Raw genomic sequence first — 13390 nt, forward strand, 5'->3', positions numbered from 1 at the left:
ATCAGTTCACAGTTCATTATTAGTCGGCACGGAGTGCTTCTATGGGACGGATTCTACTTGCTTTAAAGGCAGGAATAAGCCCTGCAATAGTACCTGCGATAATCATGACCATCGTTGCCTCAAAGCACACATCGAGCCCCACCGTGGGGTCCAGGAACATGGTGGCCTTGAACAGACCTGCATCCACCTTCGTATGACCCAAAGTGGCATCCATATACTCATTGGCAGCAATGCCGAGAATCATACCGATATAACCAAAGATAGTGGTGATGATGATACTCTCGATGATAATCAACTTCAGGATGCTCCAAGGTTTGGCACCAATAGCCTTACGGATACCAAATTCATGGGTACGCTCCTTCACCGTTATCAGCATGATATTCGAGACACCCACGATGCCACTCAGCAACGTGAAGAGTCCCACTACCCACAGGGCCGTACGGATAATACCGATACCTTTCTGCATCTGCAAGTTCTGCGTGTAGCGGTTCCACAACCAGATAGCACTTTCGTCATCTGGATGGGCTTGATGTGCCGTATTGATGCGCTGACGGTATTCCTTTTCAAAGGCCTCGTTATCACCTTCCGTCTCCAACCCGTGGAAAGTGAACTCTATGCGTCCTGCGTCATCCGTCTTGGCACCATAAATACTTTTGATAGTGCTATAGGCAGAAAACATATCAGCGCGTCCGTTCTCCTGTTCTTTGTAGATACCCACAATCTTAAAGGCGAAATTTCCCACCTTCACATACTGTCCTACATGCGTTTTGAGTTCTTTTGCCTGTTTGTTACTAATGACCAGCACCTTACGTTTTCCGTTGATATCAATAGTGTTGATAAAGCGTCCTTGTAACATTTCCACCTTATCAATCTTGATATGATTAGGATAGACACCAGCAATCGAACCCGTCAGATACTGCTGTCCGTTGCTCACCATACCAGAAGTACGATATTGGGCACCCACCTCATCAATAACGGTCTGAAACTCTTCACTGCTAATGTCGATGTCGCGTGCCTTCAGGTTGATCCAACGCCCCTCCTGCATACCCTGATAAGGCATAGACGTTTCACCACCATAGACCACCATTGAGTTGCTCAGGAAGCGATTCATCTGTGTCATATTGGCATTGATGAGTCCATTACCAGCTCCCAGCAGCACGATGAGCATAAAGATGCCCCATGCTACAGCAAAACCGGTCAGTCCCGTACGCAACTTATTGCGACGTGCCGTCTGCCATATCTCATTCAATAATTCCATCCTTGATACGAATAATGCGATTGGTTTGCTCTGCCACACCTGGGTCGTGGGTCACGATGACCTGTGTGATATGTTCCTGAGCATTCAGATCTTTGAGCAGCTGCATCACCTCAACAGAGGTCTTCGAGTCGAGCGCACCTGTTGGCTCGTCGGCCAGAATCATCTGTGGTTTTGTAATCAAAGCACGGGCTATGGCCACACGCTGTTTCTGTCCACCCGAGAGTTCATTGGGATAGTGGCCGGCCCAGTCTTTTAAACCCAGGCGCTCCAAGTATTCCATGGCAAGGGTGTGTCGCTTCTTACGCGACACACCTTGATAAAAGAGCGGCAACTCCACATTTTCCACAGCATTCTTAAACGAGATGAGATTAAACGACTGGAATATAAATCCAATCATGTGATTACGATACTCGGCAGCCTTGCTCTCGGAGAGGTTCCAGATACGCACGCCATTCAGGGTGTAGAGTCCCGAGTCGTAGTTGTCGAGGATACCCAGGATATTCAGCAAGGTGGACTTGCCCGAACCTGAGGCACCCATGATACTCACGAACTCGCCTGCCTCGATGTCGAGGTTGATTCCTTTCAGTACATGCAAGGGCTGAGCACCAAAGTAAGTCTTGTTTACGTTTTCTAAGTGTATCACTTTGTTCTAGTTTACCTTTTTTATTTCGTTAGACGCAAGGATTGTCATGTTTGTTGCAAATCATACGCATCTTTAACATCTTCTAACGTTATGCCCAGCAACTGCATCTGTCGGAACAGTTCCGGCAGTTTCTCTTTCATGAACGCCTGCTTGCGTTCTTTCAAGATTTGCTTCTTGGCTCCTTTGGTAACAAAGTAGCCTAAGCCTCGTTTATTATATATAATGTTCGCGCGAGCCAACTCATCGTAGGCTTTGACGGCAGTATTAGTATTCACCTCCAAGAGTACGGCATACTCTCGAACAGAAGGAATACGGTCATCATCCTTATATTTGTCTGCGAGAATCTCATCACAGAGGCGATCGGCCATCTGGATGTATATCGCTTTATCATTAGTAAAAATCATACGTTCAACCATTTATTGTTAATAACCTGCATGCGGGTAAACAGCTTATACGAAATCCAATAGTGGATGGGGATGAGGAGAGTGACCACCGAATTAATAATATAGAAGGAGGGATGGAATGTCTGTGTATACGTGTTAGTCTTCTCGTCCCAAGTACCCGTTATGAATTTGAAGTCAACGCTGTTCCAGTCAATCTGATTCAGAATCATAGTCAGCAGAATGACGACAACGGCAATCGTACCGCTGGTGAACAGGAATTGCTGACGACGGAACAGGGTACCGCCTACAATATAAAGTGAATGGATGTAGAATACCCAAGCTAAGCCCATCCAGGTAGTCTGCCAATACTCGACGACAGCATTTGTGCCGAAAGGTTCGAAAAGTTTGGGGATACCCCAGATAATGACACGTCCTGTCAGCAAGTCGACAAACACACGCAGACTATCAGCCAACATATAGGCGGCAACCGTCAAAATAGCCATCAACACAAAAGCGTGCAGGAAACTGACAATGTATTTCTCCATGTTGCTGACGGGCCACAGCAGATAGGCAGAGCGCTTGCGCGTGTCTTTCATCTGTGAGAACATGCTCGTGGCACCAAACAGCATAGCGATGCAGAAAAAGAAGATGCCAAAGGATACACTCTGTACTACATGCTGATTATAGGCACGGAGAAGGTCTTCCTTAGGCCAGGTCTCCATAATAGAGTATGAGAATCCCTGCACACGCGTCCAAAACAGGTTTGCCACAAACAAAACCAGCGTATAGATGCCGAAGAGGCGAATCCACGACTTGCGACTTACTAAGAACTGGCACTTCAATGCCTGTGAGAATCTATTGAAATTAAATGAATTCATAATTGTATGCGTTTTTAAAGGTTAGGCTTTGGTTTGTGTCTTATAGTTAAACAATAGTTCGAGGTTCACTTGCGTCTCGGCATCACCTTCCTGACGATGGCAAATAACAGCATTACCCTGCAGGGTGGGCTCGGCATAGAGCACGCTATCGTCCATCTCCTGTGGTGTACGGTATTCGAAGGTGTATTGATCCTGAATCTCCTGCATCGAGGCATTCAGCAATACAGAGCGCTGGTCGAGCATCACAATATGATCTAACATCTGCTCTACGTCGTGTACCTGATGGGTAGAGATAACAACGGTGCGATTCTCCGTCATGTGCTGGGCGATGACTTTGCGGAACTGCGACTTTGAAGGGATGTCCAATCCATTGGTAGGCTCGTCCATCAACAAGTACTTGGTGTTGGTTGCCATCGCAAAGGCAATATAAGCCTTCTTGCGCTGACCCATTGACAGTTCACCCAGATGAACATCTGCCGGCAATTCAAAGTCGGCCAGACAACCCTGCAGTATCTCATCAGAAAAATGAGGATAGAAGGGCTTGTAGAGTTTCACGTATTCAGAGAGGCAGATGGCTGGCATCTCGAACTCCTCCGTTACGAGGAAAACCTCACTCAGCAATTCTGGGGTTCGCTTACATGTTGCGATGCCATCACAACTAACCGAACCAGAGATGGGGCGCAAGAGGCCCGACAAAAGATAAAGCAGAGTAGACTTGCCTGTGCCGTTCTTACCCAGCAAACCATAGATTTGGTTCTCTTCCAACTGAAGACTGAACCCGTCAAAAACAAGTGCCTTCTGGCCCTTGTACTTAAAATTAATGTTGTTTACGTTGATCATAATTATCTTATAACTTAAAAACGTCTCTGTAATAGTGTACCAGTTGAATAGTACACTGCAAAAGTAGAAGTTTTTATCATACCAACCAAATATTTGGCTGATTATTTTACGTGATTAACAAAACTTTAACAATTCCACCTTATTATATTTATTACTGACCGATGGTAACAACTTGGTCGCAATAATTAATAACGGCAGGACGATGCGTCACGAAGATAACGGTGCGACGATGGTCGCTGAGGATGTTTTCCAGCACCTTCTTCTCCGTCTCCACATCAAGCGCACTTGTAGCCTCATCCAACAACATGATACTACCTGGACGGAGCAAGGCACGCGCAATAGCGATGCGCTGGGCCTGTCCCTCACTAAGTCCCCCACCCTGCTCGGAGAAACGAGTATCAAGTCCATCAGGCAGTTCGGCTACAAAATCAGCACAAGCCATCTGCAAAGCTTCCCTCATCTGATGATCTGTAGCCTGAGGACTTCCCAATTGCAAGTTCTCGCGCAGCGTGCCACTGAGCAATGTATTGCCTTGAGGCACATAGACAAAGTTGCAACGATGAAGGGGGGTAAGTGAAGAGTGAAGAGTGAAGAGTGAAAAATTTGCTTCCGCCTTCCCATCACCATTTCCGCTATAAATCTTTATTTCTCCATGTTGCGGCTTTACCAATGCCAGAAGCAAACGAATGAGCGTCGTTTTGCCAGTACCCGTCTCACCCATCACTGCAGTACAGGTGCCAGGTTTGAAGTCAACAGAAAAGTCCCTAAGTGCAGGCTGCTGACCTGGAGCACCATAATTGAAAGTGACTTGTTCGAATCGAATGCCACAAGGAGCCGGCAACATGCAGGACTCACCCTGTTGTTCCTCAGGAATATCCTCCAACTCCATCAGGCGCTCTGCAGCAGTAAAGACACTCACGAAGGCAGGCACCAGTTTTGCCAGGTCACGGGCAGGTCCTTGAATACGGTTTACCAGTTGCAGGAAAGCCGTCATGCCACCAAAAGTCAGTGTGCCAGCATACAAACGGAGAGCGCCCCAAAGGAAAGCCACCAGGAATCCAATAGAAAAACCCAAGTTCAGAAAGAAATTGCTAGCCACAGAGAAGGCCGTGCGTTTACGCACCCACTGGCGCAACGTCTGTTGGGTATTGTCCAGTCGCTCCAGCATCTGCCCGTCGGCCTCCATCGTCTTCACCAGCATACGATGCTGCATGGTCTCTGTCAGCAGACTCTGAATCAGGCTGTCCGTATCACGTACCCTTCTGTTGTACCTGCGCATATAAGCGATGTAGATACGGCTCACCAGGATAAAGATGGGCAGGATAGCCACCGTTGTAACAGCCAGCCACGTATCCATCTGAAACAGATAGACGAAAGCACCCACAAACATCGCCAACGTACTAAGCGTAGAAGGGAGCGTCTCTGTGAGGAAAGTGACCACCGTCTTCACATCCTGTTCCAAACGGTTGATGATATCACCACTATGCATCGCCTCGCGTCCTCGCCACTCAGAACGAAGCAACCGTGCTAAGACACGCTGCTGCATACGGTTCTGTGCTTTTACACCAAGGATATTCCTCACCCATACACGTGAGATGCCCACAGCAAACTCACCCAGGATGAGGGCAGCCATCACCCCTACCGCAACATAGAGCGACCCGTCAAGTGCCCCTGATGCAATATCGATGGCACGCTGCATCGCCCAGACAGACGACAGTCCCAGGCCAACGCCAAGCAGTCCGATAGTCGCATTGAGGACTGCCTGCAGGCGATTACCCTGCAGCACCTTCCATAACCACCGGAATATCTCCTTTGCAGTAAAGTGATTATCAGGAATCTCGAAAAGACGTTTCAGTTTAGCGAACATCCGCCCCCCACATTAGCTTTTCCCTCAGTGTGGAGAAATAGCGTGTACTACTGCGCTTCACCACCTGTATATTATAAGGTGCACGACGTAATGTGATACAGGTGCCTTCGCCACATTTCTCCGAACGTCCGTCGGTAGCCACCAGGAAAGAGTGACTGCGGCTCTCCACGTCAAGGGTTATCACTGCATTGTCAGGAATAACGACAGGACGGATATTCAGGGAATGCGGTGCAACAGCCGTCATCACAAGCACGCCAGTACCAGGTACGATGACAGGACCGCCGTTAGACAAGGAATAAGCCGTAGAACCTGTTGGCGTAGAGACAATCAGTCCGTCGGCCTGATACGTTGTGAGATACTCGCCATTGATACTGGTACGGATAGATATCATAGCGGCAGTATCCCGTTTCAGGATAGCCACGTCATTCAGTGCATACGAGCACTCGTTCAAGGGCTGTCCGTCGGCCTGGACCTGAATCACGGCACGACTCTCTACAGCATAGTCGTCATCATGCAAGGCTTGCAGACAGGATTCGATATCATCAGGCGTGATATCAGCCAGGAATCCCAGACGTCCCATATTGACACCCAGGATAGGAATATGTTTGGCCCCAACCCTGCACGCCGTCTTCAGGAACGTACCGTCGCCACCCATCGAAATGGCGAAGTCAGCCTCGAAATCATCACCCACAAAGGTGGTAAAACGGTCTTTCTCAGCATCCAGGATACGATGCACATTACACATCTCATTGATGAAGTGATAGTATTCCTCATCAATGACGACACGTGCGCCATGCACTTTCAAACAAGCCAGCACCTCTTGTATGGCAGCAGATTTCTCACGCTGATAGAGGTTGCCAAAGAGAGCAAATGTAAGGGTCTTAGTTGACATATTTCTCCTTTTTCTTTTGCATTTCGCAAAGTTTTTGTATCTTTGCGTGCAAAAGTACAAATTTAATTTCAAAATATGGCAAAAGTTTATGTTTTTCTTGCCAACGGCTTCGAGGATGTGGAGGCGTTGATACCCGTTGACGTGTTGCGTCGTGGTGGCGTAGAGGTGATTACAGTCAGTATCACTGGTGACTCACAGGTGGTTGAGACTGCCCACAACGTACAGATTGTGGCTGATGCCATGATAGAGGATTGCGACTTCAGCGATGCTGACCTGCTGTTCCTGCCAGGTGGTATGCCGGGTGCTTCCAACCTCTATGGGCACGAGGGTGTGCGCCAGGCTGTTCTCGCCCAGGCCAAGGCTGGCAAGAAGGTTGCAGCCATCTGTGCCGCTCCTGCTGTGGTATTGGCACAGCTGGGCATACTCGATGGCAAACGTGCCACATGCTATCCTGGTTTCGAGCAAATGCTGACAAAAGCCGACTATACCGCCGACCTTGTCACCGTTGATGGCAACATCACTACTGCAGAAGGTCCTGCAGCAGCATTTCCCTTTGCCTACGAACTGCTCTCACAACTTGTCAGCAAGGAGGTAAGCGACCAGATAGCAGAAGGTATGCGTTTTAAGCACTTGATGGCATAATGGACTATATCATCATCGTGGCAGGCGGCAAAGGCCTGCGTATGGGGGGCGACATCCCCAAGCAGTTCCTGCCTATTGGCGGAAAGCCCGTATTGATGCGGACCCTGGAGCGTTTTCACGAATACTCCAAGGATTTGCAGATAATCCTTGTACTACCAAAAGCTCAGCAGAACTACTGGCAACAGCTTTGTGAAGAATACAGCTTCAAGATAGAGATACGGCTTGCTGACGGTGGAGAAACGCGCTTTCACTCAGTGCAAAACGGCCTTTCTCTGATTCCCGACGACGCAGAAGGCGTTGTCGGCGTACACGATGGTGTGCGTCCGTTTGTCAGCGTCGACGTCATTCGAGCATGTTATGACACAGCACGCACAAGACAGGCAGTCATCCCCGTGACACCTGTTGTCGAGACCTTACGCCATATCCCCACGCAAAAGAATGTATTGCGTAGCGATTACTGCATGGTACAGACACCACAGTGCTTTGACATCCAGTTGCTCAAGGCAGCCAATAAACAGCCTTATTCCGACAACTTTACTGACGACGCATCTGTCGTAGAAGCCTACGGACATGAGGTGACAATGGTTGAGGGAAACCGCGAGAACATCAAGATCACCACACCTTTCGACCTTAAAATAGCAGAGACACTATTATAGATGAATATACTCGATCAGGATATCATGTATTTGCCTGGGGTAGGTCCCAACCGCAAGAAGATGCTCAGCAAGGAGTTGGGCATCGAGACCTATGGTGACCTGCTCGAGTATTATCCATATAAGTATGTGGACCGCTCGAAGGTCTATACCGTTCACGAGCTCACTGGCGACATGCCATTCGTGCAGGTCGCAGGTCGCATCCTGAGTTTCGAGACCTTTGAGATGAGGCCTCGCAAGGAACGTGTGGTGGCTCATTTCTCTGATGGCACAGGCATCATGGACCTCGTATGGTTCAATGGTGGCAAGTATGCCAAACAGACATACAAGATAGGCACGAAATACCTGGTGTTCGGACGGCCAGGCGTCTTCAACAATCGCATTCAGGTGCAGCATCCTGATATCGACCTGGCTGAGAAGGTGGAGCTCTCCGCCATGGGCATGCAGCCCTATTACAACACGACGGAGAAGATGAAGAAGGCGGGCATGAACTCCCGTGCTGTCGAGAAACTCACGAAGACGCTGGTCGGCGTTTTGAAAGACCCGTTACCAGAGACCATCCCTGATTTCATCACCGCCCCACTCCATCTGATGAGTCGGGATCAGGCTTTGCGCAACCTGCATTATCCGCAAGACACGAAAGACCTGGAGCGGGCACGCGTACGCCTGAAGTTCGAGGAACTCTTCTTCGTACAACTGAATATACTAAGGTATGCCAGCGACCAGCGACGCAAATACCGTGGTTTTGTGTTCAATCGCATCGGTCCTCTGTTCAACGACTTCTACCAGAAGAACCTGCCCTTCGCCTTGACAGGAGCACAGAAAAGGGTGATGCACGAGATCCGCAAGGATATGTGCACAGGCCGTCAGATGAACCGTTTGCTACAAGGCGACGTGGGTAGCGGAAAGACACTGGTGGCCCTGATGACCATGCTCATTGCCCTGGACAATGGTTATCAGGCCTGCATGATGGCACCTACGGAGATTCTGGCAGAGCAACATCTGCAGAGCATCCGTGAGTTCCTGAAAGGCATGCCTATCCGCGTAGAACTGCTCACTGGCATCGTGAAGGGCAAGAAGCGTCAGGAGATTCTCGACGGACTCCGCTCCGGTGATGTGCATATATTGATTGGCACACACGCCGTCATCGAGGACACTGTGCAATTCGCACAACTGGGTACTGTGGTCATTGACGAGCAGCACCGTTTCGGTGTGGCCCAACGAGCCAAGCTATGGGCAAAGACAGAAGGCAACACCATCCCCCACGTCCTTGTGATGACAGCCACGCCCATTCCGCGTACACTGGCCATGACCCTGTATGGCGACCTTGACGTGAGCATCATCGATGAGTTGCCACCAGGCAGAAAGCCCATCCGCACCTCCCACGTCTTCGACAATCGCATGACGTCGCTCTATGACGGTATCCGCCGGCAGATTCACGAGGGCCGGCAGGTCTATATCGTATTCCCCCTCATCGAGGAGAGCGAGAAGATTGACCTGAAGAACCTGGAACAGGGCTTTGAGACCCTGCGCGAGGCCTTCCCTGATTTCCGTCTCAGTAAGGTACACGGCAAGATGAAGGCCAAGGAGAAGGAAGAGGAGATGCAGAAGTTCGTCTCCGGCGAGACACAGATACTTGTAGCCACCACCGTTATCGAGGTGGGCGTCAACGTGCCCAACGCCTCCGTCATGGTGATTCTGGAAGCCCAGCGCTTCGGTCTTTCACAGCTCCACCAGCTGCGCGGACGCGTAGGCCGTGGTGCCGACCAGTCTTTCTGTATCCTGGTAACACCCTTCAAGCTGTCCGAGGATACCCGCAAGCGCATCGACATCATGTGCGAGACCAACGATGGTTTCCGTATTGCCGAGGCCGACCTGAAACTGCGTGGTCCCGGCGACCTGGAAGGCACCCAGCAAAGTGGTATGGCCTTCGACCTGAAGATAGCCAATATAGCACGCGACGGCCAGCTTGTGCAATTAGCCCGTGACGAAGCACAGAAGATTATTGACGAGGACCCACAATGCCAATCGCCTAAATATCAGATGCTTTGGAACAGATTGCGCCAATTACGCAAGACAAATGTTAATTGGGCCGCCATTTCATAAGGTTTATGTTAAAAGACCACAAATAATTGCACATTTTACAATTATTTCTCATAATTATTTATTATCTTTGCAATCGAATTATTGACTAACCAATGCATATGTCATTAAAGAGATTGAAAAAATTTGCCGTCATGGCTATTGCTTCACTTGCCGTGTTGCCTGCTGCTGGTCAGGATCTTCTGGCCAACCAAGCACCTATTGACCGCAAGATGAAAGTCGTAGACTCATTGATGCTACAACAACTGATTACAAACGAGGTATGGGAATCACCTGCCGCCGAATTATATGAAGACTGGGACAATATCTATGCTCACAAGGCTACGTCATTGCCCGACTCTTTTACTGTCAACCTACGTGATTTCTGCATGCCCACCACCAGCCGTCTGGTAACCTCAAACTTTGGTGCCCGCTGGGGCCGTCAGCACAAAGGCCTCGACATCAAGGTTTATATTGGTGATACCATCCGTGCTGCCTTCAATGGTAAAGTACGTATCGTCAGGAACGAAGGAGCCCGCAAGGGTTATGGTAAGTATATCGTCATCCGTCACAACAACGGACTGGAGACCATCTACGGTCACCTGTCTGCATGGCTTGTAAGCGAGAACCAGGAAGTTCGCGCCGGCGATCCTATCGCCCTCGGTGGTAACACTGGCCGCAGCACCGGTTCACACCTGCACTTCGAGACCCGTCTCTGTGGTGTTGCCCTGAACCCTGCCGTGATGTTCGACTTCAAGAACCAGGACGTCGTAGGCGACACATGGACCTTCAACCGCTCTACCTACAACCGTGAGTCAGCAGAGGCAACCCGTCTGCGCGGTACAGGTGGCGTCTATCGTGGTGGTGACGGGCTGAACTACGCAGAGGTTCCCACCAGCAGGTCACAGGCTAGCAGCAGCAATGTACGCTACCACAAGGTGAAGAGCGGCGAGACCCTCTCAGCCATTGCCCGCAAGCACCACACCACTGTTTCGGCCCTGTGTAACCTGAATCGCATCAAGAAGACGGTAACACTCCGTCCTGGTCAGATTCTGAAATACAACTAAACATCTTATCACACCATAAAAAAAAGGCTTTAGGCGAAAACCTAAAGTCTTTTTGTGTGTTCTGATGCTTCCCCTACAGACTTTCCACAAAGGCGCGGGTTGTCTGGAACGAGTGCTCTGCCACGGTATCCCAGAAATTATGATACTGTGAGGCATCGGTGTCGCGCAGGGGGATGTCGCTGATCACGCGGAACGAGATAAACGGCACCTTATTAATATAACAGGTCTGTGCAATGGCACATGATTCCATGTCAACCGCCTTCGCCTCCGGGAAATGACCGATAATCTCGCGCATCTTCTCCTTGGAGTCCACAAACCAGTCGCCAGTGACAATCAGTCCCTGATGAAGCTTGATGCCTGATGTCTGAATGCAGAGTGCCTTACGCAGCAGTTCCGGGTCGGCCTGATAGCGTGCGGGAAGTCCCTGCACCTGTCCATAGACGGTTGTATCGTCAATAGCCTTTCCACAGTAGACATCATGATAACAGAGTTCCTTACTGATGATGATATCCTGAACATTGACATCGTCACCATTACCGCCGGCACAGCCGCTGGAGATAATGCAGTCAGGATGAAACTCATTGATCATACGCTGGGCCCCCAGTGCCGCATTCACCTTGCCGATACCACATTTCTGTACCAGCACATCACTATTCCTAAAGACTTCCTGAAGCTGTTTCAGCTCCTTGTCCATTGCCACAATGATTCCTATTTTCATATCCGTAGTTTTATTTGTCTGACTGCAAAGGTACGATTTATTTTTGGGAATATGAAGAAAATGGTGTAATTTTGCACGTTGAAACTAAATCATGACGGAATGGAACCAATTAATGACTTCTTCTCGTTTCTCAGTTCCCTGCTTTGGGGCTGGCCCATGGTGATTCTCCTTCTGGGCACGCATGTCTTCCTGACTTTCCGTCTGGGCATCCCCCAGCGTAAGCTACTCACAGGCATCCGTCTCTCGGTCAGGAAAGACCCGGGAGCCAAAGGCGATGTCAGTCAGTTCGGTGCCCTGGCCACGGCCCTGGCAGCCACCATCGGAACGGGAAATATCGTCGGTGTGGCTACCGCAGTAGCCCTGGGCGGCCCCGGTGCCGTACTGTGGTGCTGGCTCACAGGTATCTTTGGCATGTCCACCAAATACGCCGAAGGACTGCTGGCCGTGAAATACCGCGTAAAGGGAAGCGACGGTCATACCTACGGCGGTCCGATGTATGCCCTGGAGCGCGGGCTGAACATGAAATGGCTCGCCATCCTCTTCGCCATCTTCACGGCACTGGCCTCGTTTGGTATCGGTTGTACGGTACAGGCCAACTCCATCGCGTTGCTAGCCAGTGAGACATTTGCCATCCCCACCTGGGTCGTCGGCCTTTTCATCTGCATCCTCACGGCATCCGTCATCCTTGGCGGTGTGAAGGCCATAGCCCGTGTATGCACGGTATTCGTACCCTTCATGGCAGCCCTGTATGTCATTGGCTGTATCGTCATTCTCATCATGAACAGCAGTTATGTATGGCCAGCCATAGAACTCATCGTACAGTCGGCCTTCAACCCCTCAGCAGCCGGTGGCGGTTTTGTAGGAGCCACGGTGATGATGGCGGCACGCTATGGTATTGCCCGCGGTCTATTCTCCAACGAGAGCGGTATGGGATCGGCCCCTATTGTGGCTGCAGCGGCACAGACCCGCAACCCCGTACGCCAGGCTTTGGTGTCGAGCACAGGCACCTTCTGGGACACTGTTGTCATCTGTGCCCTCACAGGCCTGGTACTCGTCAGCAGCATCCTGGCCTATCCTGACATCAGCTATTCCGATGGCGCAGCACTGACCAAGGTAGCCTTCTCCAAGATACCCTATGTAGGTGCACCGCTGCTGACATTCGGCATCCTCACCTTTGCCTTCAGCACCATCCTGGGCTGGAGCTATTATGGCGAGTGTGCCGTCAACTATATTGAGGCACGACGCACCAACCGTTTCTATCGCATCCTGTATATCGTGGCACTATTCTTCGGTTCCATCATCAGCCTGGACATCATCTGGAACATTGCCGACTGCATGAATGCGCTCATGACGATACCCAACCTCGTAGCCCTGATCCTGCTCAGTGGCGTTGCCGCCCGTGAGACCAGGAAATACCTGTGGGGCAACCGTCTGGACGAGGAGATGGAGGAATAAGCACCTGCAGGG

At 50.3% G+C, this 13390-nt stretch carries 13 protein-coding genes; 5 read left to right on the top strand and 8 right to left on the bottom strand.

Going from position 1 to position 13390, the window contains the following annotated elements; genetic code table 11:
• Positions 1–19: 19 nt before the first annotated feature.
• From L6468_RS13180 to L6468_RS13210, 7 genes are all read right to left on the bottom strand, one after another.
• Entirely contained in the window at positions 20–1258 is a 1239-nt protein-coding gene (locus tag L6468_RS13180) for an ABC transporter permease (RefSeq protein WP_237793566.1), read from the bottom strand.
• Positions 1242–1901 (bottom strand): ABC transporter ATP-binding protein, encoded by a 660-nt coding sequence (locus L6468_RS13185; protein ID WP_237793567.1) that lies wholly within the window; start codon positions 1899–1901, stop codon positions 1242–1244. Before L6468_RS13185 ends, L6468_RS13180 begins: the two co-directional genes overlap by 17 nt.
• Positions 1902–1945: 44 nt before the next feature.
• On the bottom strand, positions 1946–2305 hold the full coding sequence (locus tag L6468_RS13190; protein WP_237793568.1) for a GntR family transcriptional regulator: 360 nt from the start codon (positions 2303–2305) through the stop codon (positions 1946–1948).
• On the bottom strand, positions 2302–3162 hold the full coding sequence (locus tag L6468_RS13195; RefSeq protein ID WP_237793569.1) for a hypothetical protein: 861 nt from the start codon (positions 3160–3162) through the stop codon (positions 2302–2304). Before L6468_RS13195 ends, L6468_RS13190 begins: the two co-directional genes overlap by 4 nt.
• A 21-nt stretch (positions 3163–3183) precedes the next feature.
• On the bottom strand, positions 3184–4002 hold the full coding sequence (locus L6468_RS13200) for an ABC transporter ATP-binding protein (RefSeq protein WP_237793570.1): 819 nt from the start codon (positions 4000–4002) through the stop codon (positions 3184–3186).
• A 151-nt stretch (positions 4003–4153) separates the two neighbouring features.
• Positions 4154–5869, bottom strand: a complete 1716-nt coding sequence (locus L6468_RS13205; protein ID WP_237793571.1) for an ABC transporter ATP-binding protein — start codon at positions 5867–5869, stop codon at positions 4154–4156.
• A complete protein-coding gene (locus tag L6468_RS13210) occupies positions 5859–6761 on the bottom strand; it encodes an NAD kinase (RefSeq protein WP_237793572.1) in 903 nt (300 codons plus the stop codon). Before L6468_RS13210 ends, L6468_RS13205 begins: the two co-directional genes overlap by 11 nt.
• Before the next feature lie 75 nt (positions 6762–6836).
• Here L6468_RS13210 and L6468_RS13215 point away from each other — a divergent pair, with 75 nt between their 5' ends.
• From L6468_RS13215 to L6468_RS13230, 4 genes are all read left to right on the top strand, one after another.
• The gene (locus L6468_RS13215; RefSeq protein WP_237793573.1) at positions 6837–7403 is read left to right on the top strand and encodes a DJ-1 family glyoxalase III; all 567 of its coding nucleotides are present in this window, start codon (positions 6837–6839) and stop codon (positions 7401–7403) included.
• Positions 7403–8059, top strand: a complete 657-nt coding sequence (locus L6468_RS13220) for a 2-C-methyl-D-erythritol 4-phosphate cytidylyltransferase (protein WP_237793574.1) — start codon at positions 7403–7405, stop codon at positions 8057–8059. The genes L6468_RS13215 and L6468_RS13220 overlap by 1 nt, the downstream gene beginning before the upstream one ends.
• Complete coding sequence (gene recG / locus L6468_RS13225) at positions 8060–10162, top strand: ATP-dependent DNA helicase RecG (protein ID WP_237793575.1); 2103 nt, start codon at positions 8060–8062, stop codon at positions 10160–10162.
• 98 nt (positions 10163–10260) lie between these two features.
• Positions 10261–11205, top strand: coding sequence for a M23 family metallopeptidase (locus tag L6468_RS13230; protein WP_237793576.1), 945 nt, complete (start codon positions 10261–10263; stop codon positions 11203–11205).
• Positions 11206–11278: 73 nt separating this feature from the next.
• Here the strand turns inward: L6468_RS13230 and mtnN are convergent, their stop codons facing one another.
• On the bottom strand, positions 11279–11923 hold the full coding sequence (gene mtnN, locus L6468_RS13235) for a 5'-methylthioadenosine/S-adenosylhomocysteine nucleosidase (protein WP_237793577.1): 645 nt from the start codon (positions 11921–11923) through the stop codon (positions 11279–11281).
• A gap of 99 nt (positions 11924–12022) precedes the next feature.
• Between mtnN and L6468_RS13240 the strand changes: the two genes are divergently transcribed.
• The gene (locus L6468_RS13240; protein WP_091813825.1) at positions 12023–13378 is read left to right on the top strand and encodes an alanine/glycine:cation symporter family protein; all 1356 of its coding nucleotides are present in this window, start codon (positions 12023–12025) and stop codon (positions 13376–13378) included.
• Positions 13379–13390 lie beyond the last annotated feature (12 nt).

The organism is Prevotella communis (genome assembly GCF_022024115.1).
Taxonomy (GTDB): domain Bacteria; phylum Bacteroidota; class Bacteroidia; order Bacteroidales; family Bacteroidaceae; genus Prevotella; species Prevotella communis.

Coding starts and splice junctions, on each gene's coding strand:
- L6468_RS13180 (WP_237793566.1), bottom strand. CDS start 1,258: ATGGAATTATTGAATGAGATATGGCAGACGGCACGTCGCAATAAGTTG.
- L6468_RS13190 (WP_237793568.1), bottom strand. CDS start 2,305: ATGATTTTTACTAATGATAAAGCGATATACATCCAGATGGCCGATCGC.
- L6468_RS13195 (WP_237793569.1), bottom strand. CDS start 3,162: ATGAATTCATTTAATTTCAATAGATTCTCACAGGCATTGAAGTGCCAG.
- L6468_RS13200 (WP_237793570.1), bottom strand. CDS start 4,002: ATGATCAACGTAAACAACATTAATTTTAAGTACAAGGGCCAGAAGGCA.
- L6468_RS13205 (WP_237793571.1), bottom strand. CDS start 5,869: ATGTTCGCTAAACTGAAACGTCTTTTCGAGATTCCTGATAATCACTTT.
- L6468_RS13210 (WP_237793572.1), bottom strand. CDS start 6,761: ATGTCAACTAAGACCCTTACATTTGCTCTCTTTGGCAACCTCTATCAG.
- L6468_RS13215 (WP_237793573.1), top strand. CDS start 6,837: ATGGCAAAAGTTTATGTTTTTCTTGCCAACGGCTTCGAGGATGTGGAG.
- L6468_RS13220 (WP_237793574.1), top strand. CDS start 7,403: ATGGACTATATCATCATCGTGGCAGGCGGCAAAGGCCTGCGTATGGGG.
- recG (WP_237793575.1), top strand. CDS start 8,060: ATGAATATACTCGATCAGGATATCATGTATTTGCCTGGGGTAGGTCCC.
- L6468_RS13230 (WP_237793576.1), top strand. CDS start 10,261: ATGTCATTAAAGAGATTGAAAAAATTTGCCGTCATGGCTATTGCTTCA.
- mtnN (WP_237793577.1), bottom strand. CDS start 11,923: ATGAAAATAGGAATCATTGTGGCAATGGACAAGGAGCTGAAACAGCTT.
- L6468_RS13240 (WP_091813825.1), top strand. CDS start 12,023: ATGGAACCAATTAATGACTTCTTCTCGTTTCTCAGTTCCCTGCTTTGG.